The organism is Clostridia bacterium (assembly GCA_017410375.1).
Lineage (GTDB): Bacteria > Bacillota > Clostridia > RGIG6154 > RGIG6154 > RGIG6154.
The window spans coordinates 46,179-63,699 of record JAFQQW010000050.1 but is presented as its reverse complement, the minus strand read 5'-3'; the positions used below and the strand labels follow the sequence as shown (position 1 = coordinate 63,699).

12 protein-coding genes are annotated in these 17,521 nt (G+C 37.8%); 4 read left to right on the top strand and 8 right to left on the bottom strand.

The annotated features are described in order from the left end of the window. Positions 1 to 46: 46 nt before the first annotated feature. Entirely contained in the window at positions 47 to 787 is a 741-nt protein-coding gene (locus IJE10_07075) for an SDR family oxidoreductase (GenBank protein MBQ2967859.1), read from the bottom strand. A 147-nt stretch (positions 788 to 934) separates the two neighbouring features. Between IJE10_07075 and IJE10_07070 the strand changes: the two genes are divergently transcribed. Further along, a complete protein-coding gene (locus tag IJE10_07070) occupies positions 935 to 1,735 on the top strand; it encodes a helix-turn-helix transcriptional regulator (protein MBQ2967858.1) in 801 nt (266 codons plus the stop codon). 128 nt (positions 1,736 to 1,863) lie between these two features. Here IJE10_07070 and IJE10_07065 read toward each other — a convergent pair whose 3' ends face one another. After that, positions 1,864 to 3,063 carry a hypothetical protein gene (locus IJE10_07065; GenBank protein ID MBQ2967857.1) on the bottom strand — a complete coding sequence of 400 codons (1,200 nt, stop codon included), beginning with the start codon at positions 3,061 to 3,063 and terminating at the stop codon, positions 1,864 to 1,866. A 294-nt stretch (positions 3,064 to 3,357) separates the two neighbouring features. After that, positions 3,358 to 4,119 (bottom strand): helix-turn-helix transcriptional regulator, encoded by a 762-nt coding sequence (locus tag IJE10_07060; GenBank protein MBQ2967856.1) that lies wholly within the window; start codon positions 4,117 to 4,119, stop codon positions 3,358 to 3,360. Between the two features lie 102 nt (positions 4,120 to 4,221). Here IJE10_07060 and IJE10_07055 point away from each other — a divergent pair, with 102 nt between their 5' ends. From IJE10_07055 to IJE10_07045, 3 genes are all read left to right on the top strand, one after another. After that, positions 4,222 to 5,313 carry a cellulase family glycosylhydrolase gene (locus tag IJE10_07055; GenBank protein ID MBQ2967855.1) on the top strand — a complete coding sequence of 364 codons (1,092 nt, stop codon included), beginning with the start codon at positions 4,222 to 4,224 and terminating at the stop codon, positions 5,311 to 5,313. Continuing rightward, positions 5,310 to 6,170 carry an EamA family transporter gene (locus IJE10_07050; GenBank protein MBQ2967854.1) on the top strand — a complete coding sequence of 287 codons (861 nt, stop codon included), beginning with the start codon at positions 5,310 to 5,312 and terminating at the stop codon, positions 6,168 to 6,170. Before IJE10_07055 ends, IJE10_07050 begins: the two co-directional genes overlap by 4 nt. A 67-nt stretch (positions 6,171 to 6,237) precedes the next feature. Further along, positions 6,238 to 7,413, top strand: coding sequence for a hypothetical protein (locus IJE10_07045; protein MBQ2967853.1), 1,176 nt, complete (start codon positions 6,238 to 6,240; stop codon positions 7,411 to 7,413). 739 nt (positions 7,414 to 8,152) lie between these two features. Here the strand turns inward: IJE10_07045 and IJE10_07040 are convergent. From IJE10_07040 to IJE10_07020, 5 genes are all read right to left on the bottom strand, one after another. After that, positions 8,153 to 10,042, bottom strand: coding sequence for a DUF4838 domain-containing protein (locus IJE10_07040; protein MBQ2967852.1), 1,890 nt, complete (start codon positions 10,040 to 10,042; stop codon positions 8,153 to 8,155). A 141-nt stretch (positions 10,043 to 10,183) separates the two neighbouring features. Next, positions 10,184 to 12,208, bottom strand: coding sequence for a hypothetical protein (locus IJE10_07035; protein MBQ2967851.1), 2,025 nt, complete (start codon positions 12,206 to 12,208; stop codon positions 10,184 to 10,186). Between the two features lie 73 nt (positions 12,209 to 12,281). Beyond that, positions 12,282 to 14,087, bottom strand: coding sequence for a hypothetical protein (locus IJE10_07030; protein ID MBQ2967850.1), 1,806 nt, complete (start codon positions 14,085 to 14,087; stop codon positions 12,282 to 12,284). 149 nt (positions 14,088 to 14,236) lie between these two features. Next, on the bottom strand, positions 14,237 to 15,259 hold the full coding sequence (locus tag IJE10_07025) for a LacI family DNA-binding transcriptional regulator (GenBank protein MBQ2967849.1): 1,023 nt from the start codon (positions 15,257 to 15,259) through the stop codon (positions 14,237 to 14,239). Between the two features lie 1,121 nt (positions 15,260 to 16,380). Then, positions 16,381 to 17,514, bottom strand: coding sequence for a glycoside hydrolase family 27 protein (locus IJE10_07020; GenBank protein MBQ2967848.1), 1,134 nt, complete (start codon positions 17,512 to 17,514; stop codon positions 16,381 to 16,383). Positions 17,515 to 17,521: the final 7 nt, after the last annotated feature.

Here is a 17,521-nt window from a genome sequence, read left to right as displayed (position 1 = left end):
TTTCTGTCAGGATTTTTATTCTTTCATTCATAATATACACCCCCTGTCAGCGAATTGCATATGCACCGTCTAAAACTACCGTTTCTCCGCAAACCATTTCTGCTTCTTTGCTCAAAAGGTACATCGAAAGACTTGCAATCTCTTCAATTGTTGCAAATCTTCCAAAGGGGATACGGGCGTGATTCATGGGGTCTCCCTCATGCCAGTTGTTCATTTCAGTTGCAACAGGTCCGGGTGCAATTCCGTTTATTGTGATTCCGTCATTTGCGAACATTTTACCCCAGCCTCTTGTAAGCCCTGTTGATGCGATTTTTGATGCTCCGTATGCACCGTATACAGGCTCGTAGCCTGCCACGGAGGTTACATTCAATATATTACCCTTTATGTTATTTTCAAGCATATATTTCACTGCTGACTGCATTGTAAAAAATATAGAGCTTGTGTTTGTCTTCATAACAGACTCCCACTCGTTAACTGTAGTTTCTAAAAGTGTTTTTTTGTTCCATTCACTGCGCTGAGCAAATATACCTGCGTTATTTACAACTATATCAAGACCGCCCATAAGCGTTGCGGCTTCGTTGATTTTACTGTCAGCTATTTCAACTTTAGAAGCATCCCAGACCATCGGAATAACATTTCCCTCCATTTTTTCTGCTGCTTGTTGCAGAGTTTCAATGTTTCTTCCTGTAATTACAACACTGCATCCGTTTTTTGCAAGCTCTTTCGCTATTGCAAAACCTATACCCCTGCTTGCTCCTGTAACGATTGCTTTATTTCCTTTTAACATATCAAACACCTCCATTTTTTCATATTATAGCAAATACAAATATTAAATGAAATGTTTATATTGTCTTATTTTTGTTAAAAAAGGACATTTTTCTGTTGCCATTTTTTTTAATGTGTGGTATAATTAAAAATTAAGGAGGGGAAAATTGTGAACAATATTTTTAACTATCAACTCTCTGATGACACCATTGTTTTTACTGACACACTGAAAAAAGGTTCCCCGTGTATTGCTAAAACTCCAAGAAACCACGAAAGTATTTTCTTGGTTACAAACGGAACTTTGTTATATGAAAATGGGGATACGAAAGAAGTAATAGAGACCGGTCAGGTTGGCTACATTGCAAGAGGAGCATCAGATAAAAGCTCGGCGTATTTATGTGAGGATGTTTCGTATATAGCTGTTAACTTTTCGTTTGACAAAGGAAATAAATCACCCACAAAAACACTTCCGTTTAAAACACTTTGCTCTCAGGGACTCGTCTATAATTATGAAAAGTTATTTAAAGATGCATTGAATCATTATGCTTTGAAAACTCCGGGGTATATCACAATATGTAATGGCTATGTTATGCAAATAATAGGTTATTTATATAATGAGTATAATACTGATATTGCAAAATACACAAAAATGCAACGGATAGAAGCCGGAATTCAATATTTGAATAAACACTATGATTCTCCGGAATTAAAAATAAGTGATCTGGCAGATAAAGTATATATGAGCGAAAAACATTTCAGGCGAATCTTTTATGATGTATATAACCAGACGCCCTATGAATATTTACAGAAACTTCGTATAAATAAAGCTGAAATTTTATTATTATATACATCAAAAAAAATATCAGATATTGCACTGCAATGTGGATTTAGTGATATTTACAGTTTTAGTCATTGCTTTAAAAAACATACCGGAATTTCTCCGACTGAATACAGGATATCCCATATATGATTGGTGTCCGTTACTGTAACGAGCAGGGAAGATGTGTACCATCTTCCGCAGCTTTAGGATTATCCTAAGATCTTATACAACAAAACCCGAAACAAAATTTTGTTTCGGGTTTTAAACTGTCCTTAAGATTACGCTGCATAAGTGTTACGGATTTTTTCTATGCATGAAATATAAGCACATGGCAGTAAAAGCGGTGCATACACCGAATAGTAGTTATCGAAATCTATGGCATCAGCCATATTCTGAATTGCCTGTATCAACTCCTCAGGAATTTTTTCCTCCGGACACAGTGCAACAAGCATTGCCCCTTCGGCTACTTCTCTTACAGGATAAAAAGCAGGGTTATCATTCCACCGCTCACTTTGCGCTGTGTTATAGCAATGAACACCATGTTCAATGCTTGTTGCAAGAGGCTCTAACGCATCAAACTTCACAAATCGATATGCAAGATGCTGCTTATGTTCAGGTTTAGTAAACTCGAGACTGCATTCTACTGACTTTTTAAAGCCGTATTCAGCATTTTTACGCATTAGAGTCATAAGTTTGCTTTTTACCGTTTCATCTGATTCATAGTCATAAATCATTCGCATTGCGTATTGCATCTGAAGATAGCAGTAACATCTTTTTGAGGACATGGGCAGAAAAGATTTTTCAATTGCCTCATCTCTGTACTTTTCGTACATTTCTTTATAGTGAATCATTCCCGACACACGGTATGCTGCCAAATAAAACATAGACAGGCGAAGCCACTCATGCGCGCCCAGTTCTCCCCACATTTTTCCGACTATGCCTATTTTCCCGTCAGCACGGAGCAGATGGTATTCATTTTCAGGTACAATGTCCCTCTCACATTTATCCGCAATTCGCACAAATGATGCTTTTATTCTTTCACGATACATATCGTCGCAAAGCTTTGATTGGGCATAAACCAAAAGTGCGTATATATAATGCGTGTACTGGTCTCGTGAGCTTTCGGGGTAAAAGCTTTTTTTATCTTCTGGCGAAATACTTCTTGCCACAAATCCGTTCATTTCTAAGCTCAAAAGTCCTTCTGCCACGTTTCTTGCTGTTTTTCTAAGTGTTTCATCGCCACACAAGGAATATGCCGAAACAAGAGCCTCCAGAAGACATCCGCCGTTTAATGCCGAATCCTCCATTCCGGTCCCCCAGCCACGCGGATTGGGAATACATGAATTAATCTCTTCAGGCGTTGGTAAATGGTTCCAGTTGTTTACAGAAACATCTGTCACATAATCATAAAGCAAGTTTGTATCCCTGCAATAAAATCGCTCAAAAACCGTGTTCCATGCTTTTAAAACAGATACCATTTTATCCCCTCCTCAACTTACCTATTTCATTATACTCTTTTTTCTTTTCTTGTCAACAAAAAAATGCATTCCCCCTTCCTGTTTTCTTATTAGCACATTGTATTTAGCAATATCGCCGGAATTAAACACAAAATTGCATATTTAGAAAAGATTTTGAGCAAAAAACAGAATACCCACTTTCTATCAAAGTGCGTATTCCATCGTGTGTTGAATGTATGCGTTTAATAGAATTTCCTCCAGTGGTAGTGTCTTTTTGCTTTGGCAAGATAATATCCCCCGGGTGTCTGTATTAAACTATATTTTTTCAATGGCGGCATTTAAATGCATCTTTTTATATTCACTCGGCGACATGCCCATTACGACCTTGAACTTTTTTGAAAAATATATGTAATCTGTATATCCGCATCGTTCTGCAATCTGTTGAAGGGAAAATGTATTTGCATATATTTCAATCAAAAAAGTGGCATGCTTTATTCTCAACTCGGTTAAAAATGCGTTTGGCGTTTTACCTGTAATTTTTTTAAATTTGGCTCTTATATAATCTTCTGCATAGCCACTTTTTTGAAGTATGTGACTTAAATTAATATTATAATCGCAAAAATTGTCTGCTATTTCATTTATAATTTTGTTGGTGGATACGATAATACTGTCTGTAACAGTCGTAAATTGCAGAATAAAATGTATGTACGCAAGGCATAATTTAGAAAGAAAGTCATTGTTTTTATGACGGTTATTGTAAAGCATTTCAGCAAGCAATTTTCCTTCATTTTGTGCATTATCGAATAAAGTCACCGTGTCTTTAAAATGTAGAGTGTTTTCAAAATTACCGCTGACTGAAATATTCTTAAATCCGTTTTTTGAAATTGAACCGTGCTCAGTTCCCGGAGGTACTATAATAATACTTCCCGGCAAAAAAGGATAATTTGTGCTTTGTGTACGAAGATATCCAGTTCCTTCAAGATAAAACATAATCTCATAATTGTTGTGTCTGTGCATAGGATATGTTATTATTCCGTCCGGCGTGCAATTGATTTGCAAATTCATAATATCACCCATGTGATTATATCACAAATATATGTTTTATACAAGTTTTATTATGAAATACCATAGTGTTTATATAATTACACATGTTAGAATAAGCACATAAGGAGGGGTGTTGTGAAACAGATAAAAAACTTTCAAAAAGGCATAGGTATTGGTGGTTGGCTTACAAATTACAAACGCTTTAATGTTTTGTCTCGGGATAAAAGAATGAAAATTACAATAGGTGACATGGAACATTTTGAAAGCTATATTACCGAAAAGGATGTTGCATACATAGCATCACTCGGAATGGACCATATCCGTTTAGGTTTTGACCAAATCGTAGTTGAGGAAAGCGCATACAAATACAGAGAAAAAATACTGGATATTCTAAAGGCGTTTTCCTGCTGGTGCAGAAAATATAATTTACGTCTGGTTTTGAATATGCATAAGGCTCTCGGCAACTATTGCGATATTTTAGACGAAAAAGGACTTATGCAGAACAAAGTGTTGCAAGATAGGTTTATAGCTGTATGGGTAAAGATTGAGGAACTGTTTGCGGACGATAGCACTGTCGCTTTTGAACTTTTAAACGAGGTTGTCAATGCAACAGCCGACGAATGGAATTATGTTGCTGAAAAAACAATTAATGCCATCAGAAACCTTAACAAAGAACGATTGATAATAGTAGGAGGTATAATGTGGAATAACCCTCCCGGACTTGATTACATCAAGGTACATGATGACAAAAATATCATTTATACATTTCATTGCTATGCACCGCAGGAATTTACGCATCAACAGGGCGTGTTACATGAAGGGCCTATGTATTATAACCGAAAAATGCCATATCCGTCCGATGATATTGAACGTTACAGAGATTATCACAGACTCTTCGGGGAAAACGATGTTTACAGCAATATTGAAAAGATAGATATTGAATTTTTAAGACAGTATTTGCAGCCGGCAAAAAGATTTATCGAGAAACATCCCGATAAAATTCTATGGTGCGGTGAATTCGGTACAATTCGTCATTGTAATATAAAGTGGCGCGAAAACTGGATGCACGATATGATAACAATATTAAAGGAATGGGACATCCCCTACTGTGTATGGAATTATTTGAGTACGCCGAATGACGGCAACCGGTTCAGTCTTGTTGATGACGATACACGCATAATATTAAGTGACAGATTGTCGAGAATCATCCGAGGCGAAACCCAATGACAATGTTTTTTCTGATTTCAAGCATCATCTTATCAAGTGTACGCAACATTCTTTCCAAAAGCATATCCGATTTGAACTTTGGTACAAAGCAATTTTTTATTATACAATCGTGTATTTTTGCCTGTGGAAGCCTTATTCTGGTATTTGCTACAAGCTACAACTTTGACAGCACGTCTTTGTTAACAAGCATTTATGCAATCATTTATAGCCTTTTGCTCTTGTCTGCACAATATTGCTATACTGTGGCTCTTAAAAAAGGAAATGTCGGCATCTGTTCGGTCGTATATTCTTTGGGATTTATTTTTCCAACATTGTCAGGAAGCTTGTTCTGGAATGAAAAACTAACGTTGCTTAAGATTTTAGGTATCCTTATGGTAATTCCGGCAATTATTGTGTCCGGATCATCTCGGAACACACAACAAAAAAGTGGCGATAACTACATCACACCTTTGCTTATTGCGATGCTTTCATCTGGCGGTCTTGGAGTTGTACAAAAAATTCAGCAAAACTCACCCTATCCGGATGAAAAGACTTGCTTTTTGATATCAGCGTTTGCTTTTGCGAGCATTATTTCGTTTTTAATTTCTTTATTTGCAAAAGGAGATATGCAAATAAAACTTAAGAAAAAACTGTTTTCCGGTGCAGGCGTTGGCGTCGCTTTCGGACTTTCAAATCTACTGAACACCGTTCTTGCCGGTAAGCTTGACAGTGCTGTGTTTTTTCCTGTACTAAATATTGGTACAATTTTATTTTCTATTATAGCAGGCGTTGTTTTATTTAAAGAAAAAATCTCAAGAAAAGATTTGGCTGTTCTTATTCTTGGGATTACAGCTATTCTTTTGATAACATGCACATAATAAATATGTCAACCCCGGTTGATTTTTCTACCTGCTTGAATATCTTTTTATAAAACGGGAGGAATGTATGATGAATAAAATATACGGTGATGGTATCCATGACGATACAAAAGGCTTACAGGAATTGATTGATACATCAGATAACGAATTGTATCTGCCAATGCCCGATGTACATTATTTGATTTCAAAACCTCTGGAATTACCTTCAAACTTCAAGTTAAAATTACCTCGCTATGCGGAAATAAAGCTTGCAAAGGCTTCAAACTGTGTAATGCTTAAAAACAAAACCGTAACCGATTGTTCGAAAAGAGTTGCTCTTGAATTATTTGATTTTATAAACGAATATTCGCCCGATTACCCTTGTAAAAACATTGAGGTAGAGGGGGGTATATGGAATTTTAATAACAAAGAACAGACAGAAAATCCTATTTTGAGCGGTAACTATGATCAAAGCGGCTACAGAGGATTCATGTTTTTATTCTACAATGTAAAAGGGCTTCGAATTTCTTCGCTGACATTAAAAGACCCGGTTACATTTGCGGTTACTTTAGATAGCGTTTCTTATTTTACAGTAGACAACGTCGTTTTCGATTTTAACTATGGGAATCCTTTAGCAACCAATATGGATGGTATACACTTAAACGGAAACTGCCATTTCGGTGAAATCCGGAATTTAAAGGGTGCTTGTCATGATGACTTAGTGGCATTAAATGCCGATGAAGGTTCTGTCGGTGAAATTTCAAATGTTTTAATAGACGGAATTTATGCAGAAGATTGTCATAGTGCAGTGCGCTTGCTTTCCGCAAATCATCCGGTCAAAAATGTACATATTACTAATGTCTTTGGCACATATTATCAGTATTGTATTGGAATTACCAGATTTTATCCAACTGAAGGCAAAGGCTTTTTTGACGGCATTACTATAGATAATATTTATGCGAGCAAGGCAGTCCGCTTACCTGTTTACGGAAAACCTGCCACATCGTACGTGTATCCCCTTATCTATATTCAGAATAAATTGTATATCAAAGCCCTTAAAATTTCAAATTTAAACCGCCGAGAAGAAAATGTTCCGGTCGAAACCATTTTTGTAGGAGATGATACTATAATAGAACAGATGATTTTGGATAACATTACAACCGAAAATCATACCGAAAGCAAAAAAATGCCGATGGTTGTCAACAATGGTGAAATTAAGCATTTATATAAAAATGCCGTATTTGAAGATGATACAGTTCTTTAAGCATCGCTTATGCATAGATTACTCAAAATTTTAACGATTTTAATATAAAAATTAACCGCCACCCGGAATTTTACGCTCGGATGGCGGTGTTTTTGTATATGATATTATTGTAAAAAGTCCCAAAAAGGCTTAAATAAAGGCAAAAACAAAAGGACAACCACCTTTGATTTTTGAGGGTAGGGAGGCTCTGCATTTCATATTTTTCGGACTGCCCTTGGCAATACCCGAAAAATCACTCATTCGAGACTCGACAGTCCAATCTGCTTCGCATCTGCTCTGCTTGACGACCGCTCCGCTTTGCTCGCAGTACCCGTCTGCGCAACACTCGTCGCCAAAACAGTCCACTGGACTGTTTTGTTTCTCGCCTCGTGCCTTCTCAAGGTTCGAATCCTTCTTTTCGTTTGTGTTGTATGTATGAGTTTAATAGAATTTCCCCCAGGGGGGTGCAAAACGCACCTAGGGGGGTGTAAATCACCTATAGGGGGTGCAAATGGGTGCAAGCCTATTAATTTGTCATTTTCAGCTTCAAGCCAACGCTAAAAGCATGCCCTACTACTTCCCCAAGTTTCCTGTAAGTGCGATGGACGGGGTCGTAGGTAACTTGTCAAGTAATTACAAAAAACAAGCATTTTAAAACACACGCCTTCAAATAAAAAACAAACACCATCCAAGATTTTTGTCTCGGATGGTGTTCGTTTGTACATGATTTTTAAATAAGTCGACAGTATCTATCCTTCAATCAATCAGGAATAAACTCTGCAACACCGCCTTTGGCCAAACCAAACTTCGGGAACTTTTTCAATTCGGGATGAATAACTCCCAAATCAATTAAAAACAGGTCTAAATCAAATGCCATTTGCATTTCGGGCTCTGAAATACTGATAAAGCGGAGTAAATTCTCCCATTTATCTAAAGACTCTTCATATCCGCTGTCACTTGTTGCCATTTCGGCTGTCATATATTTCAGAAGCATTTGCATGTGAAATTTTGCGTAAAATACCGACTTACGCTTTGCATAGGGCAAAGCATTGATTTCGTCCTGCTTTTCTTTTAAGAAAGCAAGCATTTTCTCTGCTTCCAGCTTAATAGCAAGGGACATTTCCTTTGTGCGGTTAATTACTGCTTTTGAATTTTCCGACTGTCTTTTAAAGTAGCCTTTAAAATCATCAGCCATAGAGCCGAATGCCGCTTCAAAATATGCATCTGTCAATTCTTCAAATGTGATATTTTCATCCCACATTGTTTTGCACATCACATACTGTCCGAAACCGTTTGGCATAAATGCACGCTGTGCCTGACAGCTAACAATCCCTGAAAGCCCTACATTTTTAAGATTCACAATGTCATCATAAATCACTTTAGAGAGATTAAATGTACCGAAATCTCCGTAGTGCTGTTTTGCACTTCTCCAACAGTAGTATTCGTAGCTGAAGGTGTCCACGGGAGAAACTGCCTGCCAACGCTTTAAATGTGCCACATTTTCTTCTACCGAGACTGGATTTTTCATTTCATTTCTGACATACGGAATTTCCTCCGGCAGATTATGCACATCCGCATAGCTTTCCACATAATTTCTGCCGATGGGCGCAAGCATTAAAATAACTCTGTCTAAATTTTTGATTTTTTCCTGCACGGGCGCCCATAAAAGGTCAATGTATGCCAAAAACACTATTTTTGTTTTAAGATTTCTTGCAGTAAGTACGTCATTTAATTCATTTAAAATCATCACATACCAGTCTGACGGTCTTTTCTGCATGCAGGCATCACAATCGCAATGATTGTGTTCACCGTCTGCCAGCCAGAAATGAATTACATCCACCTCGGGGTGATTTTCCGCGTAATCTGCAATACAGTTTGCCATTTTCGTACAGACAACAGGGTTGGAATAGCAAAGTTGCGTATTTGCTGCGCTACCCCAGAGCATTCTCGGTCTTCCCTTTACGGTTGCCATATACTGCTTCACATCCTCGGGTTCCTGCCCTTCCTTCGTATGCTCTTCCAAACCTAACGGCGCATTGGTCCAGCCGTGTCCTACATCATGGAACGAAAGACCTCTCTTTTTAATTTCAACTGCAACCTTATCCTTAAAACGGATTGCATCAAAAGGCTGAAGGTTTTCATCACGGCGATATCCGTTTCTTTGATGCTTATACCAACGATTCATAAATCCGTAAGGATTGGTAAACTGCATAAAATACACATTAAGTCCCATCTTTGCTGCCCAGTCAATGTTGGTAAGGAGCATTTCCAGAGAGGTTGCCCCCTCTAAGCATGTGCCACGGTATTTGCTTGTAGCCGTGTGAGTAAATGAAACTTCCTTCTCATTAACCTTAACACCTTCAGGGATATATTCCCCGTCCTCACCGTGACGCACCCAACGGATACCGAGTGCTTCCAAATACTGATACACAGCAAACAGAACGCTTCTCGGATTAGAGCCTTTAAGTGTTCCTCCGTTTTTACCAATGTTTACTTCAACCGTGTCAATTTCATCATCAGTTTTGTCCATGAAGCCCAATTCTGTAACAAATGTATCCGGGATTTTTTTGTCTAATAAAAACAAATATTTTTCCAGTTCAGCTTTTGCGAACAGAACGGTTCTGTTGTCTGATAATGCTTTGATAATCATGATTTTCTCACCCTTCTTGCTATATGTCTGTTTTATTGCTGATTCGCATGAATTATAGCATATCTCAATTTAAAAGTAAATAGATTTTGTTGTCAAATGCAAACTTTTTTGATATTTATAAAGGTACTACAGATTTATTATTTAAATTTTAACTTTTTCACCTATCATTGCATTATGTGTTATTCCTTCAGTTTCAACCGAGAATTTATCTCCGCAAACATCAACTGAAAACACCTTACCGCAAAGTCGTGCATGATCAATGTGTATTTTATCTGCAGGACGATTTTTCACCGGAGAAATCGTTATATTCCCTTTAAAATCAGCACGAATTCCAAACATATAGTAAAATATCATTTGTGCTGCAGAGACAGAACTTATATCTCCCTGGAGCGGTGTATCTTCGCGGTTCATCATCATATTGGCGGCACAAGAATCCCCCATATAAGGCATACGTGTGCCCCACCAGTAAACCCGCCTCAAAATATCCGTTGCCAGAGCATCATAACCCATTTCGTAGAGTTGCGCACATATTTGCATAGTAAAATGTGTACAAATACCGCCACCGCCATTATCTATATCATCCTGGTGGTATGCAGGGTCAAGCTTTGACATACTGTGCAGACCGAATTTAGAAAGAAATTCATTCTCGTTAAGGTGCGATATCAGTCCGGTGCGTTCTTCATCGCCAATAACAGGACTATTTAAAAACTTGAACATCTGCACTGTCCATCTTATGTCACGTTTGCCGGTATGGTCTATAAAATTATACCACTTTTCTTCTTCGTTCCAAAGGTCTTTTAACTTTTCCTTTAGCCCAGTTGCACGCTCAAGCAACATTTCATCAGGTTGTCCCGCTATTTTCGTAAGCTCATAAACACGCATGTAATTCATATACCTGCGTGCATTCAAATCAGGCATAACCCCTGTATACAGATACTCCCTTCGAAGTTCCAAGTGGTCTCTTCCACCTTCACCATAATCATACAGCTCAACATCTTTTGTTACATCGTCACATACATACGCATGGTATCTCATCCACTCAAGAACTGTTTTATCTGCTGCCTTTTCAAAGAGAAATTCCTTCTCTCCCGTAAACAAAACATGGTAATAAACCATACAAATAACCTTTTCCTGATTAACCTGATACCATGGTCCTATCCCTTCAGATGTAAACGGATTAAGTGCATAAGATACTGTAAGATCGTTTCTCAAATACGCCTTGAGCGCCTCCTTATTTCCATAAGTATCATACAAAGGATGCATCATAAGTCCGCCGCAATAATCCCAAAGGTATGAGCACATACACGAACCATTTATGCTACCTGTGCTAAAATAAGGCATTACGCACAAATCCGGGTTTTCCCAACGGCAAAGCATATATGTTACCAATGAACGGTAGTATAGATTTGTAAGTTCAGGCTCTGACGAAGAAAACCTAGGTAAATTATTGTATATTCTATCGGATTCTTTCACCAACCAGTCAAAGGATTTCTTAAGCATTGATTCATAATCTGAATTTTCAAACTCTGCATCCTTACTTCCTAAATGAGCAGAAAAATATACTGTTTTTTCTCCCCCGGCAGGAATTGTTATTTCTCCCTCCCAAAGGTATGCTTCGGGAAACATCTTCATATTTTCAACAGATGATTTCATACACACCTTGGCAGTGTCAGTTTCACAAAAAACACATCCGTCCGCTTCGTAGTAGTCACTTAGTTTTCCAGGCCTTGCCTCCGGTATGCTAAATTTCCAGTTGCTTTCTTTACGCGGATTACTGCGATATTCAGCCTGCAAAGGAACAGTTATATCTTCATCTGATTTACTTTTATAAGTTATCTTCAAAACAAAAGCACGTGTTCCGGGAATAACCGCAGTGATGCTTTCTATGTCAAAATTATCCGTGCTTCCTGTCCTCAGCATTGCATTGGGCAACCATACCCATTTTTGAGTTTTAACACGTCTTTCGCCATCTGTGATTATATCAAGATGAAAACCTGTATCAGTATAAGGGCATCCCTGAAAGCAATCACAAACCGTAACATAGCTTCCGGGAGTTAATACTGAGGCAATATCTGTACATATTCCCAGGTCCTTATCTTCTAATATGCTTTTTTCCCCATCAAAACGATATATGTTTGTTTCGAATAACGATTCATATTTTTTCACAGTTTTCCTCCCATGGCACTTATTTATCGGTTTCATCTGAGCCATAAAACCCTGTCTGCATCAAGCAGTCAAATCAGCAATCCTTCAGGTGGAAGCATACAACTGTGCAGGCACTTCCATCTTCGCTGATAATCTCATAATCACCGAAGCACGCAGGAATTGCGATACACTGCAGACGCTCTATACTTGCTGAAAGTTCAGGATTAGACTTTGAACGAATTGTTACGTTATGTCCTACTGTCAATGTCAGAATCTGCAGAAATCTTCCATCTGTGGTGTTTTCTGCACGCTTATCAAAGAAAAGACGCTCTACATCAAAAGGCATTTCATCAAGTGTAGAATAACGGTCCATATACCATTCCTTGTTCCAGCTTACAATTTCAGGTCTTGCACGGAGTTTATCCTTAACAAAGCTTTCTCTGCGATAACGTTCATTATCGAAGCCATGCTCAAGATGCATTTTAAGGGGTTTTCCTGTCATTGTTTTTGTATTGTCATCCCATGAATTGCGGGCAAAATCATACTGGAAGAATGAATATTCAGTACCTGCTATAGATGGAGATGTGTCCATTTCAAGCACCATCTGATTTCCACCGTGACCATGAGCTGTGCCGGGCGGTATAAGATACAAGTCTCCCACATTGGATTTCCAGTTACAAACATACTCTTTCCAATCTTCAATAGGAACTAAATTGTTAGACTCTCTGCACTTTCTTTCCCATGCTTCCAGATCGCAGTCATCATAATAACCCATCCATGTATTTGCACCTTCATAAGCCTCAGCAATATAATAAGTTTCATATCTTCCCAATGGCTCATTAAAATGTCTTTCCACATAGCTGCTGTCAGGATGATTATGAATAGGCATTGAAATGCGTTCTGCAGGCTGCGGCTTTTCAAAATAGCCGTCGTCAAGCCAAATATCAAGCGGGAAAAGATCAGGATACTTACGGCTGACTTTAGGTCCTGTTACCTCGGCGTTGTACTGAAGCAGGTTAATCAATGGGATGTTAAGAGTATCAGAAGCGCCAAAGTCTATAACAACGCTCATTTCAGGACCTGACATTTTGTTCCAGGCGCTACACTCAAGACCGGGAATATCCCATAAATCACGGTATCTGTATGCTCCCCACGGACCCGGCTGGAAAATCTGAACCTGTTTAATCGGCTGTTTTACAATCTTTGAAATAATTTCATCATAAGCAGCTCTGCTGACCATTTTCATATTATCTTTTTCAACTGCTTCTACATAGTAGTCCATCTTTGTGTAAAGATTTTTCTTGTGTCTGTACAGCAAGTAAAAATCGCAATAATTAAATTCTTTCCAGTTATATGTATCGTCAGGCTTATCCATACCGAATGGTATCATTTCTCCATCCCACATCTGCCACTGCATTGATTGCATAGTTTTGTCAAAATAAACAACAGAATCCATACATTCAATCAACTTCTCAGTTGCAGCACCGTAGCCATAAACAATAATTGTTTCTTTCGAAGCTTTGATTTTATTACAAAGCTCTTCTACCTTATTATCGTCCATTAAATCTTCAATTTTTCCGTCTGAGTTTACATAACCAAATCCGGGATCATCAGTAATATTCGGTTGCTTGTACTCTTTAAGCTGTTCAACGCTTTTAAAGAGTGTATATGCAGGGATAAACAGAGTGCTGTCACCCTCAAGCATATTTTTCAATCCATCAACAACGCCCTCAAAGTCTACACCGTACCAACCATCAAAGGAGATTTTACTCTTTCCTTCAGCAATAAGTTCGGCAAGCTTACCAATAACCTTTTGATTTCCAATCCATGTTTGCGACAAAGCAGAATCTCCTACTTTTACATAATTTTCTGCATTGTGCTTATCTTCATACAGTGGCATAAAAATCCCTCCATTTAAGTATTAACTTAATCGTTTAAGTCGCTTAAATGATACCACAAACACCATGGTTTGTCAATATTTTTTTAAAAAATTTTCTAAAACAAAAAGGCTTGCTTTACGGCATTCAAGCGCCAAAAAGCAAGTCTTTATTATTGTAATTCTATTTTTTTTACGGAATCTCTGACAATCAATTCACAAGAAGGCATAGCAATACTCGTCTTTGTTTCTTCTTCGTTGATTATTTTATCAAGCATTTCCACAGCCAGTTTACCCATTGATACTTTATCAATTTTAACTGTAGTAAGTGCGGGAAAATGATATCTCGCCAAAACAATATCGTCTATACTGCATACTGAAAAATCATCCGGCAACACATACCCTCTCCTCTGAAGATAATTCATCACATTAATTGCCACAAAATCGCTCGAGCAAAATATTGCCGTAGGCGCATCAGATTTTCCGGTGATTTTTTCCATAAAAATTTGCATATCGGTTTCTGCAGAAATCCCTGACTTAACCCAATCAGAATTAAATGCAATACCACTTTCTGACAATGCTTGCTTGTAGCCTTCAAGTGTACACATGAAATATTCCGGAACATCTCCTGAATCAAGCATAGCTACATTCTTATGTCCGCTTTCTATCAGATACTTTACCGCACAATATGATGCTTTAGAGTAATCAGCATAAACACTGGGATAAGGTGGTTCCTTTCTTTGCGAATCGACAACGACAAAAGGTGCTCCCAATTTGCTGATATTTCCCCGAAGCTCATCACTGATATCACATAAAAATATAATTCCGTCAGCATTGTGCTGTAGGAGCGTATTTTTCAATATTGATGAGTCAAAGTCATCTGTCAACTTTACTAATACAGTATTATACCCGGCAGCAGTACAATGCTCAACAATAGAATTTATAACTTCCACATAAAAGAAATTATTAAACGGAGAATCTTCAGAGTCAATCACAAGCAAGATATTGAAACTACGTTGCAGAATTAACCTTCTCGAATTAACATTCGGAGTATAATTAGTATTATTAACAACATCAAGTATCCGTTCGCGAGTTTCGTCACTGATGCCTTTTTTCCCATTTAAAGCGTACGAAACAGCGGCAACCGACACCCCCACCATATCAGCAATTTGTTTTATTGTCAGCTTTTGTACCATAGCTTCCCCTTCTAAAAATTTTCTTTTATAGTATTATAACAAACTTCATTTAAAAAGTAAAGTTTTTTTGTTTTACCGCTAATATCTCGTCTCATAGTATAGATTTCAATTTAATTTTACCATATTTTTATTAGTATTTCAACAGCTAATTAATTTTTCTAAAGCAAAACACCCTTCAATAATATCTCCATAAATTTGAAGTGTGCTGAAGAGTGTGTGTCTGTTTTTGTAAACCGGAATGGAAAAAGCAACGAATCCAGCTCAGTTTGCACCGTTTTAAAATCATTGAAAGTGCCACAAATCCCTTGAAATAAAGGAATTTTGAGCAAAAAAAAGAATACCCACTTTCTATCAAAGTGAGTATTCCGTTATGGCGCACTCGACAGGATGGCATATGCTTCGCATCTGCTCTGCTTGACGACCGCTCCGCTTTGCTCGCAGTACCCGTCTGCGCAACACTCGTCGCCAAAACAGTCCACTGGACTGTTTTGTTTCTCGCCTCGTGCCTTCTCAAGGTTCGAATCCTTCTTTTCTTAACAAACGAACAACCCCACCGATATGGTGGGGCTTTTCGTTTGGGTAAAGACCACAACTTTAATAGAAAGTTTCATCTTTAACCCGTATGGTTTCAAATTCAAAAATACGGTTTCATTTTTAAAGGTGCGGTTTCATTTAAGTAATTATGGTTTCATTTTAAAAGGTGCGGTTTCAAATATCATTATTGTCAGAAAAGTCTTGATTCCGTGAGACATAACAATGTCCACCCCCACTCTTACGCAAATAATCGTACACCCAACAAAGCATAAAGCATGTTTTTCGCTAAACAAAGCCAATAATATAAAAAACAATCGAACACATCCGGTTCGATTGTTTTTTTATTCAAACTATACTCATTTTCAGTACAAATTCATTTTATTGTACGATTCGGCAACGCCTTTAAATAAAGAAGAAACGATGCAGAATTAACATATTTAGTTCAATTCAAAGAATCGTTTCACCCGGAGGGTGCAAATCAAAAAGGGGGTGCACCACTCTTTTTTACGCCTCTATACTTTAAAAATTTGTTTAACATATCTGTCCGCGTTACACGGAAACTTTGAATGTCTATGGTTTCAAGTTGATTATTCAGCAAATTTACACCTAAGCACTGCACAGCCGTGAGACGGAATATATCTGGTGTAACTATCCTTATATACACCTAAGTTTTCACCTGAAAAAACATCAATCAATTCAAAACCTATGTTTGTGTAATAAGGCAAACCGGCACTATGGAATGTTGCCGTCAGTTCTTTATCATGCTCTGAAAAATTAAACATGCCTATTGCAAATTCATTATTCGAAAGATGTTTAAAGAAAATTTTGGTGTCGTATGTATTAAAATAAGAGTTGTTAATATCAAAAGGCGGTCTTCCCTCTTTATCTTGATTGATGGCAATAAGATGTTTGTTTTGCAGGAGCTTCTTATAATTTTCACTTAATGCACGAATATCTCCGCCAATCATTAAAGGCGTATTAAACAGGCACCATAGAGCAAAATGTGTTTTATATTCCTCCTCAGTACACCCATCTTCAATACCAACATGCCCTTTGCCATGCATACCAACAATCAGCATATCCAAATCATTCCAGCAACCTGTTGAGGACATGGAAAGCTTATCAATCTGACTTTCAGCAATATCATGATACGAAACAAAATTGTCCAAAATATCCCGTGTTGAACGGTACATGTGTGCACCTATCGAACGCATCCAGTTCCAAGGATTTTCTTTGCCATGATTACAGGCAGAAAAAAGAATTTCTCTTCCTGAAGCTTTAAGAGCCATGCTCATAGTTGCATAAGCAATTTCGGCATTAATATATCCCGGAACATTGCAATAATCATATTTCAGAAAATCAACTTCCCATTCAGCAAACTGTTTTGCATCTGAAAATTCATGTCCGAAACTTCCCGGATAATCTGCACAGGTACGAATACCTGCACAAGAATAGATACCAAACTTCAAACCCTTGCTGTGTACATAATCACATACAGCTTTGATGCCGTTTGGGAATTTCTCTTTATCAGGAACCAAAAGCCCGTTTTCGTCACGCTGTTTTTCAGCCCAGCAGTCATCAATAACGATATACTCATAACCGCAATCCTTATATCCAAACTCAACAAAAAGGTCTGCCGTTTCTCTAATCAACTGCTCGTTTATATTATTTGCAAAAGTATTCCATGTGTTCCAACCCATAGGTGGTGTTTTCGCTAACATTTCTTAT

Excerpts from the sequence above, each read along its gene's own strand:
- IJE10_07040 (MBQ2967852.1), bottom strand. The coding sequence starts at position 10,042 with ATGATTATCAAAGCATTATCAGACAACAGAACCGTTCTGTTCGCAAAA.
- IJE10_07025 (MBQ2967849.1), bottom strand. The coding sequence starts at position 15,259 with ATGGTACAAAAGCTGACAATAAAACAAATTGCTGATATGGTGGGGGTG.
- IJE10_07030 (MBQ2967850.1), bottom strand. The coding sequence starts at position 14,087 with ATGCCACTGTATGAAGATAAGCACAATGCAGAAAATTATGTAAAAGTA.
- IJE10_07050 (MBQ2967854.1), top strand. The coding sequence starts at position 5,310 with ATGACAATGTTTTTTCTGATTTCAAGCATCATCTTATCAAGTGTACGC.
- IJE10_07075 (MBQ2967859.1), bottom strand. The coding sequence starts at position 787 with ATGTTAAAAGGAAATAAAGCAATCGTTACAGGAGCAAGCAGGGGTATA.
- IJE10_07020 (MBQ2967848.1), bottom strand. The coding sequence starts at position 17,514 with ATGTTAGCGAAAACACCACCTATGGGTTGGAACACATGGAATACTTTT.
- IJE10_07065 (MBQ2967857.1), bottom strand. The coding sequence starts at position 3,063 with ATGGTATCTGTTTTAAAAGCATGGAACACGGTTTTTGAGCGATTTTAT.
- IJE10_07045 (MBQ2967853.1), top strand. The coding sequence starts at position 6,238 with ATGATGAATAAAATATACGGTGATGGTATCCATGACGATACAAAAGGC.
- IJE10_07060 (MBQ2967856.1), bottom strand. The coding sequence starts at position 4,119 with ATGGGTGATATTATGAATTTGCAAATCAATTGCACGCCGGACGGAATA.